Source organism: uncultured Streptomyces sp. (assembly GCF_947488945.1).
GTDB lineage: Bacteria > Actinomycetota > Actinomycetes > Streptomycetales > Streptomycetaceae > Streptomyces.
On sequence record NZ_CANLBS010000005.1, the window covers coordinates 426815 to 448399 of the forward strand.

At 69.3% G+C, this 21585-nt stretch carries 14 protein-coding genes; 9 read left to right on the top strand and 5 right to left on the bottom strand.

Annotated features, from left to right (window positions below; translation table 11 throughout):
* Positions 1 to 29 precede the first annotated feature (29 nt).
* From Q0994_RS10620 to Q0994_RS10655, 8 genes are all read left to right on the top strand, one after another.
* Positions 30 to 1160, top strand: a complete 1131-nt coding sequence (locus Q0994_RS10620) for an FAD-dependent monooxygenase (protein ID WP_299532036.1) — start codon at positions 30 to 32, stop codon at positions 1158 to 1160.
* A gap of 774 nt (positions 1161 to 1934) precedes the next feature.
* Positions 1935 to 2702, top strand: coding sequence for an IclR family transcriptional regulator (locus Q0994_RS10625; protein WP_299532038.1), 768 nt, complete (start codon positions 1935 to 1937; stop codon positions 2700 to 2702).
* Between the two features lie 129 nt (positions 2703 to 2831).
* Positions 2832 to 3797, top strand: coding sequence for a PDR/VanB family oxidoreductase (locus tag Q0994_RS10630; protein ID WP_299532156.1), 966 nt, complete (start codon positions 2832 to 2834; stop codon positions 3795 to 3797).
* Between the two features lie 86 nt (positions 3798 to 3883).
* Positions 3884 to 5101, top strand: coding sequence for a cytochrome P450 (locus Q0994_RS10635; protein ID WP_299532040.1), 1218 nt, complete (start codon positions 3884 to 3886; stop codon positions 5099 to 5101).
* 56 nt (positions 5102 to 5157) lie between these two features.
* Positions 5158 to 6243, top strand: a complete 1086-nt coding sequence (locus Q0994_RS10640) for an S-(hydroxymethyl)mycothiol dehydrogenase (RefSeq protein ID WP_299532043.1) — start codon at positions 5158 to 5160, stop codon at positions 6241 to 6243.
* Positions 6243 to 6875 (top strand): MBL fold metallo-hydrolase, encoded by a 633-nt coding sequence (locus Q0994_RS10645; protein ID WP_299532045.1) that lies wholly within the window; start codon positions 6243 to 6245, stop codon positions 6873 to 6875. Before Q0994_RS10640 ends, Q0994_RS10645 begins: the two co-directional genes overlap by 1 nt.
* A gap of 678 nt (positions 6876 to 7553) precedes the next feature.
* A complete protein-coding gene (locus tag Q0994_RS10650) occupies positions 7554 to 12287 on the top strand; it encodes a DUF6531 domain-containing protein (RefSeq protein ID WP_299532047.1) in 4734 nt (1577 codons plus the stop codon).
* Between the two features lie 22 nt (positions 12288 to 12309).
* Complete coding sequence (locus Q0994_RS10655) at positions 12310 to 12849, top strand: SMI1/KNR4 family protein (protein WP_299532049.1); 540 nt, start codon at positions 12310 to 12312, stop codon at positions 12847 to 12849.
* 508 nt (positions 12850 to 13357) lie between these two features.
* Here Q0994_RS10655 and Q0994_RS10660 read toward each other — a convergent pair.
* The 3 genes from Q0994_RS10660 to Q0994_RS10670 all read right to left on the bottom strand — a co-directional run bounded on the left by Q0994_RS10660 (position 13358) and on the right by Q0994_RS10670 (position 17456).
* A complete protein-coding gene (locus Q0994_RS10660) occupies positions 13358 to 14494 on the bottom strand; it encodes a tyrosine-type recombinase/integrase (RefSeq protein ID WP_299532051.1) in 1137 nt (378 codons plus the stop codon).
* A gap of 404 nt (positions 14495 to 14898) precedes the next feature.
* Entirely contained in the window at positions 14899 to 16089 is a 1191-nt protein-coding gene (locus Q0994_RS10665) for an MFS transporter (protein ID WP_299532053.1), read from the bottom strand.
* 5 nt (positions 16090 to 16094) lie between these two features.
* Positions 16095 to 17456 (bottom strand): FAD-dependent oxidoreductase, encoded by a 1362-nt coding sequence (locus tag Q0994_RS10670; protein ID WP_299532055.1) that lies wholly within the window; start codon positions 17454 to 17456, stop codon positions 16095 to 16097.
* Between the two features lie 317 nt (positions 17457 to 17773).
* Between Q0994_RS10670 and Q0994_RS10675 the strand changes: the two genes are divergently transcribed.
* Positions 17774 to 18145 (top strand): helix-turn-helix transcriptional regulator, encoded by a 372-nt coding sequence (locus Q0994_RS10675; protein ID WP_299532057.1) that lies wholly within the window; start codon positions 17774 to 17776, stop codon positions 18143 to 18145.
* A gap of 61 nt (positions 18146 to 18206) precedes the next feature.
* On the opposite strand, the gene Q0994_RS10680 is transcribed toward Q0994_RS10675, so the two are convergent.
* Together Q0994_RS10680 and Q0994_RS10685 are read right to left on the bottom strand one after the other, a co-directional pair.
* Positions 18207 to 19127 (bottom strand): GNAT family N-acetyltransferase, encoded by a 921-nt coding sequence (locus tag Q0994_RS10680; RefSeq protein WP_299532059.1) that lies wholly within the window; start codon positions 19125 to 19127, stop codon positions 18207 to 18209.
* A gap of 11 nt (positions 19128 to 19138) precedes the next feature.
* Complete coding sequence (locus Q0994_RS10685; protein WP_299532060.1) at positions 19139 to 21472, bottom strand: cation-translocating P-type ATPase; 2334 nt, start codon at positions 21470 to 21472, stop codon at positions 19139 to 19141.
* Between the last annotated feature and the right edge of the window lie 113 nt (positions 21473 to 21585).

The window sequence follows — 21585 nt, forward strand, 5'->3', positions numbered from 1 at the left end:
CAACGAACCGGCCCGGAGGGAGCACGACGATGCCCGCAGTCAGCACCGTACTTGTAGTGGGAGGTGGTACAGCCGGTACCGCAGCCGCAATCCTGCTCGCCGAGGCGGGTATCGCCGTCGATCTCGTCGAGCTCAAACCCGACATCACCGCTCTGGGATCGGGGATCACCCTGCAGGGCAACGCGCTGAGGGTGCTGCGGCGGCTCGGAGTGTGGGAGGACGTCCAGCGCGAGGGGCACTCACACAACCGGCTCACTCTGCGCGCACCCGACGCCGACGCCACGGTGCTGGTCGAGCTGGACGTGGAGCGGACCGGCGGGCCGGAACTGCCCGCCACGGTCGGCATGTACCGGCCGAAGCTGGCGCGCATCCTCATGGACCGTGCGGTAGCCACGGGAGTGAAGGTCCGCACCAGCACGACGTTCGCCGAGCTCGCACAGGACGGCACCGGTGTGACCGCGCGGTTCACCGACGGTTCGACCGGACGTTACGACCTGGTGATCGGCGCCGACGGCATCCGCTCCGCGACGCGGCAGGCGGTGGGAATCGACGCGGACATCAAGGGCGCGGGCCTCGGCGCGTGGAGGGCCATCGTGCCCCGCCCTGCGTCGGTCACCCACACCGAGCTCTATTACGGCGGCCCCTCCTACATCTCGGGCTACTGTCCGATCAACGACCATGCCATGTACGCCTACTTCACAGAGATAGCCCAGGACCGCATGCGGACGGTCCCGGAGGAGAAGCTCGCCGTCATGCGCGGGTTCGCCGAGCACTATCACGGCCCCTGGGACGAAATCAGGGAGTCGCTGACCGACCCCTCGGCGATCCACTACACCTGGTTCGAATCCCACCTGCTCGACGGGCCCTGGCACCGGGGCCGCGTGCTCCTCATCGGCGACGCGGCCCACGCCTGCCCGCCCACCCTCGCCCAGGGAGCCGCCATGGCACTGGAGGACGCCCAGGTTCTGACGGAGATGCTGGTGGCCGCCGACCGCGTGGACGACGAGTTGCTGGAATCGTTCGCGAGGCGTCGGCTGCCGAGGGCCGGAGCCGTAGTGGAAGCCTCCCGGCAGATCGTGCAGTGGACGCTGGCCCGGGACGCCGGCGACGTGCCCGCTCTGCAGGCCAGGATCTCCGCGTTGGTGACGGACCCCGCTTGAGAAGCCGCCCCTCGTTCCGTGCAGGAGGAAGTGCGTGGCACGTCCACAATCTTTTCCTGCGCCGGACGAGGGGCGACGACGCTTCGATCCCTCTTACCACTGTCTGGCGCACGGCGGTGGGCAGGTCCTGGCGATCATGGTGAACCAATCTCGTAAACGGAATGCCGTCCGGGCAAGCCGACAACGTCCTTCACCACGTGGTGACCGGCTTGGCAGCCGACCCGCTGGATGGCCTCGTCAGCCTGACCGTCCACCAGGCGAGCACCGCCCGAAAGGCATCGGACACCGTGCAGGCCGGCCTGCGGCCTGCCACAGGGAAGGCCGCATTCGCCGGTAGCGTCGCAGGAGCCGCTATGAGTGCAGTGATCGACTACCTGCTCATCGGCATGCCCACTGCACCGGCTCAGGACACGGCACGTCACGCCATCACCGCCCTGATCAGCAGCTTCCTCGCAGCCTTCGCATGGCTCCTCCAGCACCAGCCCGCCCAAGTCCGGCGCCGCCGGCAGCGCCGACCGCGAACCCGAACCTCTTCCCCGAGCCGATGGCGCAGGAGATACCGCGTCCTGGTACTCCAGCAGCGTCTGGCTGACGCGGCTGGTCAGAGGGCTAGGCAAATGCATGGCGTATGGGGAAGTTGGTCTGCCCAGGTCATCGTCTTGATCCGGGGACGTTTGGCGCAGATGCTGTCACCGCGAGCACCTGGCCAACCCAGCCGCGCGACAACCTCTTGGACATGAGCGAGTCGGCCTGATTCGGAGGACGGAGGACACGATGAAGCCGCACGAGGAGTCGGTCCTCTCCCGTGCGGCGCGCATCCTGGAGGCGTTCAGCCAGGAGGAGCCAACGCTAACCGTTTCGGAGATCGCGCGCCGTTCGGGGCTGCATGTGGCCACGGCGTCCCGGCTCGTGGGGGAGCTGACCGCGCACGGCTTCCTGAGCCGGGACGACGACCGCCGGGTGCGCATCGGTGTCCGGCTCTGGGAACTGGTCGTGCGTGCCTCGCCCGCGCATTCCCTGCGGGACGCGGCGATGCCGTTCATGGAGGGCGTGCACGACGTGGTGGGCCATCATGTCCAGCTCGGGGTTCTCGATGGTGATGAGGTGCTGTTTCTCGAGCGGCTCTCGGCGCCGAACGCGGTGATCAACTACACCAGGATCGCCGGTCGCTTGCCCCTGCACGCCTCCTCCAGCGGCTTGGTGCTACTGGCCCACGGCTCGCCCTGCCTGAAGGAACGGACCTTGGCCGGTCCGCTCGCCACCTACACCCCGGCGACCCCGGCCACGTCCTCCCGGCTACGTACGGCGCTGGCCGAAGTACGCCGGCAGGGGTATGCCTACTGCCCCGGCTACGTCCATGAGGAAGCCCTGGGCGTGGCTGCCCCGGTGCGGGATGCAGCCGGCGCCGTGGTGGCAGCGCTGTCAGTCATCGTCCCCAACGACGTGGGAGCGCAAGCGGTCGTTCCCGTTGTGCGCACAGCCGCCCGAGGAGTATCCAGTGCGCTCGGCGCGCCCACCGGGACGAACGGGGCCGGAGTGTAACGGCCACGTGACATCCGCACGAACTTCGTCTCTCACTGAATGAGAATCCCATCGCGCCGTGACGGCGGTCACGCACATCCTTCCTGTATCACCCCAACGGGAGGCGACAACGTGGTCGTACACAACCTGCTGCCCGAAAGCCCTCAGCCCACCCCGGCACAGACCTTGCGGGTCCGTACCAAGGACGTCGTCGCGAACGGCATCGTGGCTCTCACCCTCGAACATCCCGACGGCGAGCGGCTGCCGGACTGGACGCCGGGAACGCACATCGACGTCGTGCTGCCGGACGGAGCGCCCCGGCAGTACTCCCTGTGCGGGGACCGATGGGACGCGTACACCTACCGCATCGCCGTGCTGCGCGAGCCCGCCGGGCGCGGAGGGTCTGCCTATGTACACGACCGGCTGATGCCCGGTGATCAGGTAGGCATCGGTGGTGCGCGCAACCACTTCCCCCTGGTGCCGGCCGACCGCTACCTGTTCATCGCGGGCGGCATCGGGATCACCCCCCTGTTGCCGATGATCCAACAGGCCGAAAAGAGCGGTGCCGACTGGCGATTGCTGTATGGCGGCCGTACCCGCGCGTCGATGGCCTTCAGCACGGAACTCACGCACGCGTACGGCGAGCGCGTGCACATCAGGCCCCAGGACGAATGCGGCTTGCTGGATCTGGCCGGGTGGCTGAGCGAGCCGCCGCCCGGGACGAAGGCGTATTGCTGCGGACCGGCCCCTCTCCTGTCCGCCGTCCAGGACGCGTGCGTGCACTGGCCGGACCACAGCCTGCGTACCGAACGCTTCATCGCCGCGGACCTGTCCGACCCCGTGCGCAGGTCACCGTTCGAAGTGGAACTGAGGCGCACCGGTCGGACGGTGACCGTCACCCCCGAGGTCTCCGTGCTGCACGCCGTGCGCCGGGCCGGCACGGAGGTGCTCTCCTCCTGCGAGCAGGGGACCTGCGGCACCTGCCTCGTCCCGGTGCTGGAGGGAACGCCTGACCACCGGGACGCGGTCCTGGCCGACCATGAACGCGCGGCAGGAGACTGCATGCTCCCCTGTGTCTCCCGCTCCCGCTCCGACCGCCTGGTCCTGGATCTCTGAGCACCCGCCCGCCGCCTTCCGCATCCCCTTCTGGCATTCCCTCGCCCCTGAGCCTCTCTTCCCTTCCTGCCTTTCGTGGAGCCGCCATGACCGAGACAGCAGCCGTTCCCGTGACCCCGCCGACCAGTGACGCCGATCCATTCGCTGAGCAGCACCTCTCCCACCCGGAGCCTTTGCACCGGCGGTTGCGCGAAGCCGGACCGGTGGTCCACCTGTCCCGCTACGGCGTGTACGCCCTGGCCCGTCACCAAGAGGTGCACGCCGCCCTGGCCGACTGGCAGACCTTCCAGTCCGGCGCCGGCGTCGGACTGGCCAACTTCCGCCATGAGAAGCCGTGGCGCCCGCCGAGCCTGCTGCTGGAGGCCGACCCGCCCCACCACGATGCGCCGCGCCGCGTGCTGCGCGAGATCCTCGCCCCGCTCGCCCTGCGCCGGCTGCGTGAGACGTGGCAGACGGTCGCAGAGGAACTCGTCGAGACGGTTTTGGCCGAGCGCGGGCTGGAGTTCGACGCCTTCGATGCTCTGGCGAAGGCGTTCCCGCTCCAGGTCTTTCCCGATGCCGTCGGCCTCGGCCCGCACGGCAGGGAGAACCTGCTGCCCTACGGCAACATGGCCTTCAACGCCTTCGGACCGCGGAACGCCCTCGTCGAAGCCGACGCACACCGGGTCGGCGAGCTGTCGGCCTGGGTGAACGCTCAGTGCGCCCGCGAGGCGCTGAGCGAGGACGGTTTCGGTGCCCGGATCTGGGCCGCCGCCGACCGCGGCGACCTCACCCACGCCCAGGCACCGCTGGTGGTGCGCTCGCTGCTCACCGCCGGCGTTGACACCACCGTGCACGGTCTGGCGGCCGCACTGTACGCCTTCGCCACTCACCCGCAGGAGTGGCAGCGGCTCCGAGCCCGTCCGGAACTGGCGCGGACGGCCTTTGACGAGGCGGTGCGCTGGCAGTCGCCGGTACAGACGTTCTTCCGCACCGCCACCACCGACGTCGATATCGTCGGTGCACGCATCACCGAGGGCGGCAAAATCCTCATGTTCCTCGGCGCTGCCAACCGCGACCCGGTCCGCTGGAGCGACCCCGACCGCTTCGACCTCACCCGTGACCCCTCGGGCCACGTCGGCTTCGGCATGGGTATCCACCAGTGTGTCGGCCAGCACGTCGCCCGCCTGGAGGCAGAGTCCCTGCTGACCGCCCTCGCCCGCCGCGTCGGACACCTCGAACTCGTCGGCGAACCGAGGCGCCACCTCAACAACACCCTGCGCTCCTGGGCCTCTCTCCCGATCCGCGTCCGGCCGGCGAGCTGACCGCCAGTCACTGAATCCACCCCACGCACACCCCACTGTCGAAAGGACCTCTTCCCATGTCGCAGCACGTACGAGGTGTCGTCGCCCGAGCCAAGGGCGAACCGGTACGCGTCGAGACCGTCGTCGTTCCCGACCCCGGCCACGGGGAGGCCGTGGTGAAGGTCCAGGCGTGCGGCGTCTGCCACACCGACCTGCACTACCGCGAGGGCGGCATCAATGACGACTTCCCCTTCCTCCTCGGCCACGAGGCGGCCGGCGTCGTCGAACAGGTCGGCCCGGACGTGACCGACGTCGCCCCCGGTGACTTCGTTGTCCTCAACTGGCGTGCGGTCTGCGGCCGGTGCCGGGCTTGCCGGCGCGGGCGCCCGCAGTACTGCTTCGACACGCACAACGCGCGGCAGAAGATGACCCTCGCCGACGGCACCGAACTGTCACCGGCCCTGGGCATCGGCGCCTTCGCCGAGAAGACCCTCGTCGCCGCCGGCCAGTGCACCAGAGTCGATCCGGCCGCGTCACCCGCCGTCGCAGGGCTGCTCGGCTGTGGCGTGATGGCGGGCATCGGTGCCGCGATCAACACCGGCGCTGTCGGCAGGGGCGACACGGTAGCGGTCATCGGCTGCGGCGGTGTCGGCGACGCGGCTGTGGCCGGTGCCCGGCTGGCCGGTGCGGCGAAGGTGATCGCCGTCGACATCGACGACCGCAAACTGAGCACCGCCAGGTCCCTGGGCGCCACGCACACGGTCAACTCCCGTACCACCGACCCGGTCGAAGCGATCCGCGGCCTGACCGGTGGCTTCGGCGCCGACGTCGTGATCGAGGCCGTCGGTCGCCCTGAGACATACCGGCAGGCGTTCTACGCCCGCGACCTGGCCGGAACCGTCGTCCTGGTCGGCGTGCCCACCCCTGAGATGCAGCTCGAACTGCCGCTGCTGGACGTCTTCGGCCGCGGCGGGGCGCTCAAGTCCTCCTGGTACGGCGACTGCCTGCCCTCGCGTGACTTCCCCACGCTCATCGACCTTTACCTCCAGGGCCGACTGGACCTCGACGCCTTCGTCAGCGAAACCATCAGCCTCGACGAGGTGGAGGACGCCTTCGCCCGCATGCACAAGGGCGACGTCCTGCGCTCGGTGGTGATCCTCTGATGGCCGGTGTTCGCATCGAGCGGCTTGTGACCTCCGGCGTCTTCACTCTGGACGACGGCACTTGGAACGTCGACAACAACGTCTGGATCGTCGGTGATGACCACGACGCCGTAGTCATCGACGCCGCCCACGACGCCGACGCCATCGCCGAGGCCGTCGGCGACCGGCGGCTGATCGCCATCGTGTGCACCCACGCCCACAACGACCACGTCAACGCCGCCCCGGCCCTCGCCGCCGCCACCGGCGCACCCATCCTGCTCCACCTGGACGACCGGGTGCTGTGGAAGCACACCCACCCCGAGCGCGACCCCGACGGCTATCTCTCCGACAACCAGCGCATCAAGGTCGCCGGGACACAGCTGCGAGTGCTCCACACTCCCGGACACACCACCGGAGCCATCAGCCTGCACCTCCCGGAATTCGGCACCGTCTTCACCGGCGACACCCTGTTCGCGGGCGGCCCGGGAGCGACCGGACGGTCGTACTCGCACTTCCCCACCATCATCCGGTCGATCCGCGACCGCCTTCTCGTGCTGCCTCCCACCACCCTGGTCCGCACGGGGCACGGTTCGGATACCACGATCGGCGACGAAGCACGCCATCTCACAGAACGGATCACACGTGGTTGCTAGCTAAAGGTACGTACTCACCCGAGGGCAATGAGTTCTTAATGATGCGGCAAGTGAGGGCGGGCCCCCTGCCGCAGATACTCACTCCGCTGCCGCCCGTGCGTGCTGCACAAAGACCTCGGAAGTGGCCAGCAGCGGGCGGGAACAGCCAGAAGCACCTGATCAGAGACAGCAGTAGCCCGAAGAAGCGAATCCACCTCAGATCCAGAAAAGCCCAGGTCAGCGTCTTGTTTGGACTTCATCGCGCCAGGGGTGGCGACCCCCATAGCAAGGGAGCAACTGCACTCCAGGTACGCGACACGCGGCATCGCGACCGCGCCTGGCCGTCAGGGACTCTGAAACGCTCGGTGGAGCCTCAGTACCCGGTCTGCGCTCTGCGGTCTCCTGCTGAGACAGGGGTCGGCGACGGCTTGAGGGTGTCGTCCATGTGTTTGCGGCGGCCGAGGTGACGGCCAGCGCCTACCGCTTCTTCAAGTAGGTCATGCCGTGTCCACCCAGGATGCGGCGTGGGAGTGTGCCTTACACCGGTGGGCGCAGTCCCTCTTACCGGTCCAGGGGGTTCTTCTTGCGGGCCGAGATCAGTGGGCGATGGCCGAGAACCCGCTGGGGAGAACCAGGGGCGCATGGCATGCTGATTGATCTTGCTGATCGCTTGCGTTTGCGGCATGGGGGCTTTGCGTCGTGGGGTACACAATTCCTGAGGGCGTCGACACGATGCTCGATGTCATCGGTGTGGGCTGGCCGAACGTCGACGAGGACGCGTACCGCGACATGGGGGACGCGCTGCGGGAGTTCGCGGACGATGCGGACGACGACGCCTACGCCGCCTACCAGCACGTGCAGAAACTGTTGGCGAGCGGGCAGAGCGAGTCGCTCACCGCGTTGGACCAGCACTGGTCGAAGGTGCAGGGCAAGCACAAGGACCTGGCGAAGGCGGCCCGGATCGTGGCCGGCGCCCTGGACCGGGTCGCGGACATCATCGTCGCCCGGAAGATCGCCGCGGTCGGCGAACTGGCGGATCTGTGCGCCACGGTGGGGATCACGCTCGCGTTCGCGCCGGTGACGGCGGGGCTGTCCGCGCTGCTGGCCGGCGGGAAGATCGCGGCGACGCGAATCGCGTTCAAGCGGATCCTCAAGGAGATGGCCGAGATGGCCGTCGAGGAGATCGTCACGACGCTGACGGAGCCGGCCGTCGCCGCGATCGAGAACATCGTGGCCGATCTCGCGATCCAGACCGCGCTGAACGTCACCGGTGTGCAGGACGGATACGACACCGGGCAGACCGCGAAGGCGGGCAAGGACGGACTCCGGCTCAACTCGGCTGGCGGCGGCGGTCCCAGGCCGGGCGACGGCACCGAGATCGACCACGACGCTCACGGGACGGCCCGGACGCACCTGGCGGGGGTGCAGGTCACCATGCGGGACAAGACCCGCGGCAAGCTCGGCAAGGCCAGAAGCCACCACGGGCGGGCGAAGGGCAAGGACTCTCTCACCGCTGTCCTGGACACCACCATCGAGGGCGTGACGGAGAAGCTCGGCAAAGCGCTCGACGACCTCGGGGACCACGTCGGCAAGAAGGTCCCCGACGCCCTCACCAAGAGCTCCAAGACGCACAAGGAAACCGACCACGACGTTCACGACCAGGTGAAGCGCATCGTGTCCGCCGACGGGAAGGAGGACGGCGACCGCCACGGTCCCCGGGACGGCGGGCGGCCCGGGGCGCACGGCAAGGACTCCGGCACCCGAGTCAAGCCCGCGTCCCTCGACGGCGCCAAGAACGACGCCCAGCGTCACTCCATCCCGCTGTCCAAGAAGACGTGCAAGAACGACCCGGTCGACGTCGCCACCGGGGAGATGACACTCACCCAGTCCGATCTCGCGCTGCCGGGCGTCCTGCCCCTCTCACTGCGCCGTACACACCTGTCCGAGTACCGCTACGGCCGCTGGTTCGGGCGCAGCTGGGCCTCCACCCTCGATGAGCGCATCGAGCTCGACGCCCGGGGGCAGGGGGCGGTCTGGGCGCGCGAGGACGGGTCCGTCCTCGTCTATCCCCGGCTGCCGGGCGCCGGTGACACCGACGGTGTTCTGCCCCTGTCCGGGCCGCGGCTGCCGCTGGTGCACGGCGGGTTCGACAACGGCGAGACGTCCTACCTGATCGCGGACACGCCGGCCGGGATCGTCAGGACGTTCACGGGCAGCCCGTACCACGAGTCGTCCGCCTTCTGGCTGAAGGAAGTCGAGGACCGCAACGGCAACACCCTCTCCTACCAGCGCACCGGCGACGGCGCCCCCGTGCGGGTGGTCCATCATGCGGGCTACCAGGCGGACCTCAAGGTCGTGGACGGTCGCGTCACGGAACTCGCTGTGCGCACCATGGGCGGCACGGTCACGGTGGTGCGCTACAACTACGACCCGGACGGCAATCTCGCGGCGGTCGTCAACTCCTCCGGTCTGCCGCTGCGTTTCGTCCACGACTCCGAGGGGCGCATCACCTCCTGGACCGACCGCAACGAATCGAGCTTCCACTACGGGTACGACGGTCAGGGGCGCGTCACCACGACGACCGGCCCCGACGGCATGCTCTCCTCCACCTTCTCCTACGAGAGCCACGGCCCGGCAGCGGGGTCGACGACGTACTACACCGATTCCACCGGTGCCACGACCGTCTTCCGGATCGACGATCGATTCCGCGTCGTGTCAGAGACCGATCCCCTCGGTGCCACCCACAGGATGGAGTACGACGAGTCCGACCGGCTCACAACTATGACGGATCCCCACGGCGCCACGTCGCGTCTGAGTTACGACGACCGGGGCCGGGCGACCGACCTGGTGCGGGCCGACGGCCACCGCACGACGGTCGCCTACGACCAGGACGGGCTGCCGGTCTCCCTGACCGAGCCCGACGGGGCGCGGTGGCTGCATGCCTACGACGGCAGGGGGAACCGCATTGCTCTCACGGATCCGGCCGGTGCGGTGACGCGGTACACCGTCGACCCGCGGGGGGCCGTCACCGCCGTCACCAACGCCGTCGGTGAACGGGTGGAGATCGTCCGCAACGCCGCCGGCCTCCCGCTACGGATCTCGGACGCGTCAGGGACCGTCCGGCGCTACGAGTACGACCCCTTCGGCAGGCCGGTGCTCGTCACCGGCCCGGACGGAAGCGGGGTGACCCGCCTGGAATGGTCTCCCGAGGGGCGGCTCACGAGCCGGACCGGGCCCGACGGCACCACCGAGCACTGGGAGTTCGACGGGGAGGGCAACTGCACGCGGCACACCGACCCGCTCGGTGCGACGACCCTCATGGAGTACACACACTTCGATCTGCTGGCCGCACGCACCACCCCGGACGGGGCACGGCACAGCTTCACCTACGACACGGAGCGACGGCTGATCAAGGTCACCGACCCACGTGCACTGTCGTGGAGCTACGCCTACGACGCCGCAGGCCAGTTGATCGGCGAGTCCGACTTCGACGGCCGGACCATGACGTACGCGTACGACCCTGCCGGCCGGCTGATCCGCCGGATCAACGCCGCGGGCCAGACCGTCACCTACGCCTACGACCCCGTCGGACAGCTCACCGACAAGACCGTCGACGGCCGCACCCTTACCTTCGACAACGACCCCTGCGGACGGCTGCTGCGCGCCGCCGGGCCCGACACCACGCTCGCCTACCGCTACGACCCCGTGGGCCGCATCACCGATGAGACCGTCGACGGCCGGACCCTGACCACCGCCTGCGACGCGGTGGGACGCCGCACCCACCGCACGACACCGCTGGGCGTCGCCACCTCCTACACCTACGGGGCCACCGGCGACTACGCGTCCCTCACCGCGTCCGGCCACACCTTCTCCTTCGCCCACGACCCGGCCGGCCGCGAAATCCGGCGCAGCCTCGACGACCGGTTCACGCTGGCCTTCGGCTGGGACGACGCCGGTCAGCTCACCGGCCAGACCCTCACCGTCACCGGAAGCCCGCAGCCCTCACTCCACCGCGCCTACACCTACCGCCAGGACGGGCACCTCACCGCCGTCACCGACCAGCACAGCGGCCACCGCGACTTCGTCCTCGACCGGGCCGGCCGGGTCACCACGGTCCGGGCGGAGAACTGGACGGAGCAGTACGCCTACGACGCGGCCGGCAACCAGACCCACGCCTCGTGGCCCGACCGCCACCCCGGCAGCCAGGCCCGCGGTCCCCGTACCTTCGCCGGCAGCCGCCTCACCGCCGCCGGCGCCGTCCGCTACGAGCACGACGCGCAGGGCCGCGTCGTCCTGCGGCAGAAGACCCGCCTGTCCCGCAAACCCGACACCTGGCGCTACACCTGGGACGCGGAAGACCACCTCACCGCCGTCACCACCCCCAACGGCACCCAATGGCGCTACCTCTACGACCCGCTCGGACGGCGCACCGCCAAACAACGGCTCGCCGCAGACGGCACGGTGGCCGAGGAGACCCGCTTCACCTGGGACGGCACCACCCTCACCGAGCAGACCACACGCGTCGCCGGCTCCGCCGAAACAGTGACCCTCACCTGGGACCACGACGGCCAGGCCCCGCTCTCCCAGACCGAGACCAAATCACTGGCCGCCGCCCCGCAGCAGACCATCGACCAACGGTTCTTCGCGATCGTCACCGACCAGGTCGGCACCCCGAGCGAACTCGTCGACGAAGACGGAACCGTCGCCTGGCGCTCCCGCGCGACACTATGGGGCGCCAACACCTGGAACCGGGACGCGACCGCCTACACACCCCTGCGATTCCCCGGCCAGTACTACGACCCCGAGACCGAACTCCACCACAACTACTTCCGCCACTACGACCCGCAGACCGCCCGCTACCTGACCCTGGACCCGCTCGGCCTCGACGCCGCACCCAACCCGTCCACTTACGTCGACAACCCGCACACCCTCACCGACCCGCTCGGTCTCGCCCCCTGCGACGAAAGCGACGTCAGCTGGGGCGGACGCGTACGCTACGGGCGCCCCGGCCCCGGCGGACGCGCGACCACCATGCGCGCCACCATCGAAGGCGACATGACCGGCGGACAGACCAACCCGAGCGCGAAAGTACCGGGATACGAGAAGTACAAGAAGCTCAACAAGACCCACCTGCTCGGCGCACAGATCGGCGGCTCGAACAAGGACCCCCGCAACTTCGTCACGATGCACCGGTTCGCGAACTCCCCCGTCATGCGGAAGATAGAGGACCAGATCCGCGAAGCCGTCGACAAACGAGGCGAGACCATCGAATACACCGTCACGCCCGTCTACCGGACCAACGACCCGACCGACGTGGTGCCCGTCGGCCTCACCATCGAAGCCACCGGCAACAAGGGCTTCAGCTTCACCCCCTACGAGGGCGGCGCCAGCACGAACACCATCACTATCCTGAACGTCGCAAAACGCGTCTGACCGACCCGCACAGGAGACACCCATGCACCCCGACGTGGAACGCCTCACCGCACTCGTCCCGCCCCCCGCCAACGCCAGCCCGCGGGACTGGACGACGGTCGAAGCGGCACTGGGCACCCTGCTGCCGGCCGACTACCGGCAGCTCGTCGACACTTACGGGGGCGGCGTCTTCGACGAGACGGTCTGGCTGCTGGACCCCTCCTGCCCCGACGACGATTACAACCTCGTGGCCCAAGCGGCCGAACGGGCCGACACGCTCGAGAAACTGTGGCAGACCGAACCCAAGCCGCAGCAACTTCAGGCCCCCGGTGCCAGGGTTCTTCCCTGGGCCTACATCGAAGACACCGGCGCCATGCTGTACTGGCTCATCCGGCCCGACGACCAGCCCGACGGCTGGACCGTCATGTTCAACGAAGGCCGCGGCCCCCTCTGGGAGCACCACGACACCACCTGTGCAGGTTTCCTCCTCGCCGTCCTCACCGGCGAGGCCGACACCGACTACTTCCCCGACCTCCCAGCCGACGACCACACCTTCGACTCCAACGACGACATCCTCGAATAGGCGCACCGACGCCCACAGATGCACCACAACCACCTCAAGGCGCCGACCACTCACGGGGCGGACACTGGTGAGGTACGGCACACGGCCGGAGCAGGTCCGCTTACACCGCCGAAAATGACGTCCGAAGAGGGACACGGACCGACGCCGGCGGAAAATGCTTGCTCCGGCGGGAAGGACAGTCACCGCCTTCCCGCCGAGACCGTTGGCCTCGGAACACCCCCGCGTCCGCGGGGGTGTTCCGAGTTACGTGTCCGACCTGGAGCTAGGGAAGCGGTCCTGCCCGCCGACGCTGGGGTATTCCGTGTACGACGGTGCCGTTCGAGCGCCGCGCGACGTCGTTCAGTCATCGCCGCGCTCAGGACACCGGTCGCTACCTGGGTAACAGCCCAGCACGGCACCCGGCAAACCACCCTCATCCCGCCACTCGCGGAGGCCACCATCCAAGGCCGGGCAGATCGCTGCCGAAGAGTTGGTAGCGGACCAGCTCCATCGAGCGCTTCTCTGCCCCTCAAGCCGCGTCCCAAAGGCCGGCGTCGAGGATACGTGCCGCCTTGGTAATACTCCCCGGCATCAGGTGTCGGTAGGTGCGGTATGTCTCCTCGATGGACTTGTGGCCCATCCACTCGGCCACATCGGTGATCGGAATGCCGCTGCCCAGCGCGTTGGAGGCGAGATAGTGCCGGAAGCCATACATACCCATCTGGTCCACCACGGGCAGCTTCTCGAAGAGTGCGCGAGCGCGTCGGCGTTCCATCGGCTCCGTGTAGTAGCCGCTGGGCCCCCGCAGCAGATAACCCTCCTTCGTCGTACCGTGTTTCGCCTCGTGACGTTCGATCGCGTCCCGCACCGATCCTGGCAGCGGAACTTCCCGGAATGCCCCCACTTTGCGGTGCTTCAATTTCGCCGGCCGGTGTGTATTTGAGTGGATCTGCTCGTGCACCCGGTACACATCGGCCGCCACGACATTGTTGATGTTCACCGCTCGGGCTTCGCCGTTTCGCAGTCCGCACCCCGCCATCATCACGATCTCCAGAGCAAGGTCGTCCCCCGCAACAGCCAAAGCGCGCTTCACGTAGGCCAGGTCCGGAATAACGACCCTCTCGCGCACATACTCCGGCTCCTGCACTCCCTTGACGGGATCATCCGCCATCGCTCCCTTGTCGTAGGCGTCCCGCAGGATCGCCTTGAGGGTGCGCATTATGTTGACCTGATTTCCCCGGCCGACACCATCGGCCTCCAACTCTTCCAGGAAATGCTCCACCACAATGGGAGTTACGGAAATCAGCTTTCGCGAGCCCAGACGCGGAACAATGTGGACATTGATGGAGCTGGCGACGTGCTCCCCCGTGGAGTATTGAGTCATCCGACGCTGCCTGGGCAACCATTGTTTCGCGTATTCCGCGACCGTCTTCTGCCCCAACTCCCGGCGTGCTTCCGCGACGGACGGCGCCGTACGCTTCTTCTCCGCGTAGATCTCCGTGAGACGCTCTATCGCGTCGTCCTGCGTGGTGAAGCCACTCTCCTCGACCTGCCTTCCCAGACCGTTGCGGAAACGGATGGTGTACGGGTGAGGGCACCGTGTCTGCCTGGCACAGCCGCAGTCCTTGAAGAATGAGCCCATACCGCGGGCAAGCTGTCGAGCCACGTAGCGAACCTTCCGATGGAGAGCCGGGCGTCTGCGCCCGGGCCCCGCTTCGGCGGTCATCAGGTCAGCAAGCCAGGACGCCACCGCGCCCGATGCTGACCACCTGCTGACTTCTCCGACGCCCCTCGGGTGAGCGGAGGAGGGTTCGCCCACTCTCACGACGTCACCGTGGTAACGGACCAAGCTTACGCAGCAGCCCTTGAAAAGCGTCCGTGATCACGGTCACGCGGACGGCCCGGGAAGCAGTCCGGCTGCGGCTCGCCCGGTGACTCTGGGCAGGGTCACCGGGCGGGCTCCCTCGGGCAGGACCTGGATTCGGCGTGCGCCCTCCCCGGCTTCCGTCAGCAGGTGCTGTTGCAACTCGCCGACGCAGGCAGATCCCTGCAACTTACGTGCGGTTTCGTCTACGTGCGGGTGGCGGCCAGGGCTGCGACGGAGGCTACCGCCGCCAGCAGTACGAAAAGGTGGGGGTAGCCGCCGAGTGAACCGGCGAGGGCCGCGCTCGCGAAAGGCGCGAGGGCGCCGGCGGCGGTGGGAAGCGCTCCGAGGAGGCCGGACAGCCTCCCGTAGTGAGCCGCTCCCCACCTGTCCGTGACAGCCGTGGCCTGGGCGAGGGTCAGATTTCCACGGATCATGCCGGTCGCCATGGAGAGAGCGACCACCAGGGGGTAGGGACCGGGGATCGCGGCCAGGGCCGCTGTCGCGAGGCCGCCAAGAACGATGAGTACCGCGAGGCGAAGGCGGGGGCCGGTGCGGCGGGCGAGCAGCGCGTAGAAGAGGCGGCCCAGGGTCTGGCCCGCCCCGCCGAGGCCGAGGGCCAGGGCGGCCGCCTTCAGGGAGAACCCCCGCTCGACCATCAGGGGCACGAGGGCGATGACGACCGCGTACGTCGCGAAGGCCGAGAGCGTCATGGCGGCGACGAGCATGCCGAACGGTCGGCTGCGAGCGATGCCGGAGGCGTCGGCGTGTTCCTCGGTCGCCGGCGTCACGGCCGGCCACGGGGCGTTGAGGGCCGTCGCGTGCGCGGGGATCGTGACGGCCGCGAGCACCAGGGCGAGGACGAGGTACGTGTCCCGCCAGCCCAGCCGGTCGGCGAGGGCCGCGGCGAGCGGGGCGAAGACGGTGGAGGCGAGGCCGCCGGCGAGCGTGACGACGGTGAGTGCGCGGACGTGGTCGGGAGCCCACCACCGAGTCAGGGCGGCGAAGGCCGGCTGGTAGAACGTCGCGGCCATGGCCGGCCCCGCCAAGGCCCAGCCGAGGAAGAAGACACTCAGGGTGGGTGCGGCGGCGATGACCACGAGGCTCGCAGCGCCCAGGACGGATCCCGTCGTCATGACCGCCCGGGGGCCTCGGCAGTCGATGACGCGGCCCACGAAGATGCCGGAGAGCGCCGAGGCGACGAGAGCCAGCGAGAACGCGCCGGTGGTCGCGCGCGCTGACCAGCCGGTCGAGGCCGTGATCTCCGCGTTCAGGACGGGGAAGGCGTAGTAGAGGATGCCCCAGCTCGTGACCTGGGTGAGGCACAGAGCCCACAGCGCCCGGCGCGGTCGCCCCTGAGCCGGGGCGAGCGGCCGGGTGGCTGCGAACGGTGACATCGGGGTCAGTCGACGGCGGGGCGGCTGGACAGCCCTGTGGTTTCGATCTGCAGAACCTCGGGGGCACCGCAGCAACTGCCCCCCTCCTCCTCGGCAGCGGCGTCATAGAGGCCGGAGCCGCCGCACACGCCGGTCTCCGGCAGCGTCAGCTCGACGCGCTCGGCAGCCTCGTGGTCGCCCGCGAGGGCCGCCGCGATCGAGCGGACCTGCTCGTAGCCGGTCATGGCGAGGAACGTCGGCGCGCGACCGTAGGACTTCATGCCGACGAGATAGGCGTCCTTCTCGCCGTGCGAGAGCTCCTTGGCGCCGTGGGGGTAGACGGTGCCGCACGAGTGGACGTTGGGGTCGATCAGCGGCGCGAGGTCGACGGGGGCTTGGAGTCGTGCGTCCAGGTCGAGGCGGAGTTCGTCGAGGAAGGAGAGGTCGGGGCGGAAGCCGGTGAGCGTGATGACCTGGTCGACGGGCTCGGTGCGGGTACCGTCCTCCGCGACGAGTGTGAGCGTGCCGTCGGCGTTCGCCCCGATCTCGGCGATGCGGAAGCCGGTGACGGCGTCGGCGTGGCCCGCGTCCACCGCGGCCCTGGCGGCGAGGCCGAGGGCGCCTCGGGCCGGGAGCTGGTCGGACGAGCCGCCTCCGTACGTGGAGGAGGTGACGCCACGGCGCAGGACCCACAGGGCGCGGGTGCCAGGTGCGGACGCGGCGAGGTCGGCGAGGGCGACGAGCGCGGTGAACGCGGAGGCACCGCTGCCCACCACCGCGGTGCGCTTCCCTGCGTAGCGTGCGCGGATCTCGGGATCGCGGAGGTCGGGCACCCGGTAGGCGATGCGTTCCGCGTGGGCGCGCTCGCCGACGGCGTGCAGGCCGTTGCCGCCTGCGGGGCCGGGCTTGGCCCAGGTGCCGGAGGCGTCGATGACGGCGCGGGCGAGGAGCCGGACCTCGGATCCGTCGGCGGCGACGGCGTGGACGTGGAACGGCTGGTCCTCGCGGTCGACGTCCACGACACGGTCACGGCCGGCGCGGGAGATGCCGGTCACGGTGGTTCCCGGGCGGACGCGGTCGCCGAGTGCGTCGGCGAGGGGCTGGAGGTACGACTCGGCCCAGTCGCCGCCGGTGGGGTAGGCGGCGCCGTCGGGTCGCTGCCACCCGTTCGCCGCGAGGAGCTTCTCGGCGGCCGGGTCGATGACCTCGTCCCAAGTGGAGAACAGCCGCACGTGGGACCAGTCGCGCACCGCGGCCCCGGCGGCGTCCCCGGCTTCGAGCACCAGGGGGTTCAGGCCCCGGTCCACGAGGTGGGCCGCGGCTGCGAGGCCGATGGGGCCCGCTCCGATGACGACGACGGGGAGTTCAGCGGCATCGATGGTGGTCATCGGGCTCTGTCCTTCGCTGTCGGCGGGAGGTACCCCCGCTCCGTTGATTAGACGAGTATCTAATCTGAGGCCAGCCTGCCGCATACATCGACAAGTGTCAACATAGAAGAACGTCGAATAAGCGCCCCGTAGGCACCTCCGAGGCGACATCGACGGCCCACCGCCTCGAACGGCGTCGCCGCGCACTCGGCGTCACTCCCGCAGCAGGCAGGTCCGGAGTCGAGCAGCTCGCACCGGGCAGCCGCCGTCCACCCGGCACGCACAACGAAGCCGACAATCCATTGCGGCTGTAATTCGATACATGCAAAAATAGAAGCATGTCGAACCTGAGTACGGGTCCCGAGGTCGTCCTTCCGTCGCGAGGCACAGTCCCGTGCTGCTCTCCACTCATCTCGGCGGAGCTCTCGACGTTGGATGCCGAACGACTGGCCAACCTCTTCAAGGCACTGGCCGACCCGATCCGGCTGAGGCTGCTGTCGCGCGTGGCCTCCCACCCCGCCGGCGAGGCGTGCGTCTGCGACATCGCAGACGTGGGCGTCTCCCAGCCGACGGTCTCCCACCACCTGAAGAAGCTCCGCGAGGCCGGGCTGCTCACCTCGCAGCGTCGGCGCAGCTGGGTCTACTACCGGGTGGACCCGGGCGTCTTCGTCGCCCTGGCGTCCGTTCTCGCCATGCCGGCTCGCGCCTGACACAGACGTGAAGCGGGCGGGCACCGTGTACGGCGGGTGATCACGATGCCCGCCCGCGGCATCAGGCGGGACGTACGTGGTGCACGGTGGTGTCGGCGAGACCGACACCGCGATAGGGACGTGCGTCGAGGTCCTCCGACGGGGTGAACAGGTTCAGGTGCAGCGGAGCGGTCACGGCCGCCGCCTCCCCGGCCGCCGGCGCGTATGACAACAGCAGCGTCGGGTCGGTGAGTTCGGTCAACCGAATCACCCGGTCGGCCTGGTGCGATCCGCTGCCCGGCTCCAGCAACTGCCCCGGTACGGCGGTGAAGCCGAGTCTCGACTTGAAGCTGAACAGCCCGGGCTTGACCACATGGCCGTAGAGGTTGATGTCCCGGCCGAGTATGGCCCAGCGCCGTTTCCTCACTCGTGCCTCACGCAGCATTTCCCAGTACAGGAGACGGGCCAGGCTGTCGTGGCGCCGGTCCGAGCTCACGGCCGAGAAGCGCGCCCGGATCTCGTCCTTGGCCGGGACGTCCTGGTTCAGGCAGGCAGCGACGAGCGTCCCGTGCGAACGAACCGTGACCGCGGAGTAGGCCTCGGCCTCGGCGAGGATGCTCCCCCGCTGCTCGACTGCGACAGCCCAGCCATGACGCATGGTCGCGACCTGGCTCTCGTACAACTCCAGGAACTCGTCGAGCAGGCCGACCGTCAGCGGCTCCGCCCCCACGTCCAGGTCGCCCTCGCCGGCCCGGCGATAGGCCGTCCGGATGTCGTAGCGGTCCTTCCCGGAAAGCGTTCCGAGGTACTGCTCCTCGGTCTCCAGGACCCCGGCCCGCCAGGCGACCACCTGCGGCTTGGGCAGGAATCCGGCCTCCCTCAGCCGGGGCCAGGACTCCGCGGGCGGGTCCTGGACCCGGATGAGGTCCACCTCGTTCTCGTACGTCCGCCAGCCGCCGCTCAACGCCTGGTCGACGTCGACGAGGGCCATCGGCAGACTCATGGAACTGACGATCACGAGACCGCCGCCGGGCTGGGACGTGCGGGGGGCAGGACCTCGGCCCCGGCCTTCTCGTCGTCACCCCGCAAGGACGGCTTGAACCCGCGCAGCCTGAGGCTGTTGCTCACGACGAAAATGCTGGACAGCGCCATGGCCGCACCCGCGATCATCGGGTTGAGGACGCCGGACGCCGCGAGGGGGATGCCGGCGAGGTTGTAGACGAACGCCCAGAACAGGTTGCCCTTGATCGTCCCGAGGGTGCGCCGCGAGAGGCGGACCGCGTCGGCGGCGTCGCGCAGGTCGCCCCGTACGAGGGTGATGTCGCTCGCCTCGATGGCAGCGTCGGTTCCTCCGCCGATGGCGATGCCGAGGTCGGCCTGGGCCAGCGCGGCGGCGTCGTTGATGCCGTCGCCGACCATGGCCACGTTCCGGCCCGCGTCCTGCAGGCGGCGCACCACGGCGGCCTTGTCCTGGGGCAGGACTTCCGCCTCGACTTCGGTGATGCCCATCTGGTCGGCGATACGGCGAGCCGCGCCCTTGCTGTCGCCGGTCAGCAGGATGGGGTTGAGGCCCAGGCCGCGCATCTCGTCGACGGCACGACGGCTGGTGGGCTTGGCCTCGTCGGCGACGAGGAGGAGTCCGCGCAGGCGCCCGTCCCAGCCGACGGCCACGGGTGTGTGGCCGCTGCGCTCGATCTCGTCGAGGCGGCTTCGGAGACTGTCCGGCGTGCTCATCCGTTCGCCGACCCAGCCCGGTCGGCCGACGATGATCTCGCGGCCGTCGACCGTGCCCACCACGCCGAAGCCTGCGTTGGCCCGGAAGTCGGCGACCGGGGGCAGGTCCAAGGTCGCTTCCCTGGCTGCGGTCGTGACCGCGGTGGCAATGGGGTGTTCGGAGGAGTGCTCCAACGCCCCCGCGAGGGTGAGCAGTTCCTCGCGGGTGGTGCCCTCGCCGCAGACGGTCTCGACGAGGCGCATCTTGCCGGTGGTGACCGTGCCGGTCTTGTCGAGGAGGACGGTGTCGATGCGACGGGTGGATTCCAGGACCTGAGGTCCGCGGATCACGATGCCGAGCTGGGCGCCGCGCCCGGTGCCGACGAGCAGGGCGGTCGGGGTGGCGAGTCCGAGGGAGCACGGGCAGGCGACGACGAGGACGGCCACGGCCGCGGTGAGCGCGACGGCCGCGTCCCCTCCGTTGCCGATCCAGAAGCCACCGACGCAGAAGGCGATGGCGACGACCACGGGGACGAAGACGGCGGCGATTCGGTCGGCGAGCCGCTGCACGGGTGCTTTGCCCGCCTGGGCTTCGGAGACGAGCCGGCTGATGTGGGCGAGCTGGGTGTCCGCACCGACTCGCTCGGCGCGGACCGTTAGACGGCCGCTGGTGTTGACGGTGGCGCCGACGACGCCGTCGCCGACGGTCACCTCTTGCGGGACGCTCTCCCCCGTCAGCATCGACGCGTCGACCGCGGAGGTGCCTTCCACGACCACGCCGTCCGTGGCGATCTTCTCTCCGGGACGGACCACGAAATGGTCGCCCACGCGGAGCTCACCGATCGGGAGGGTGACCTCCTGACCCGCGCGCACAGCGGTGACGTCCCTGGCTCCGAGTTCGAGCAGAGCGCGGACCGCACTGCCCGCCCGGCGCTTGGCACGGTGTTCCGCGTAGCGGCCGACCAGAACGAAGAGCGTCAGGGAGGTGGCGACCTCCAGGTAGATGTGGTGGAGGCCCTGGCCGGGGGTGGGAATCATCAGCAACGGCATCTGCATGCCGGTGATGCCGGCGTAGCCGAAGAACAGGGCGTACAGGGACCAGCCGAAGGAGGCCAGGACGCCGACCGACACCAGCGTGTCCATCGTCCCGGCGGCCTGCTTGAGGTTCTTCCAGGCCACGGTGTGGAACGGCCAGGCGCCCCAGACGGCGACCGGTGCGGCGAGGGTGAGCGACAACCACTGCCAGTTGTCGAACTGGAGCGGCGTGACCATGGCCATCGCGATGACCGGCACGGTGAGCGCGAGGCATATGAGGATGCGCTGCCGCATGGCCGCCAGCTCGCGGTCCGCGGCTTCTTCGGCCGTCTCCACCGTGTCCGACGCCGAGGCCGCCGCCCGGGGAGGCGGCGGGAGCTCGGCGGTGTAGCCCATCTTCACCACCGTGTCGATGAGGTCGTCGACCGAGTGCCGCTCGTCGAAGCTGACATGGGCCCGTTCAAGGGCGAAGTTGACCTCGGCGGTCACACCCTCGAGCCGGTTGAGTTTCTTCTCGATCCGAGCCGAGCAGGCACCGCAGGTCATGCCGCCGATGTCGAGCGTGACCAGGGCTGGTGCCGTCGTGGCAGTGCCTGCCATGACTGCGTACTCCTTCAAGACGATGGACTGGGGTTACAGGGGCGGCAGCGCGCTGCCGAGCAGGAACGAGACGCCGAAGCAGGCGACGAGGCCGACGGCGAACAGGGCGAGCT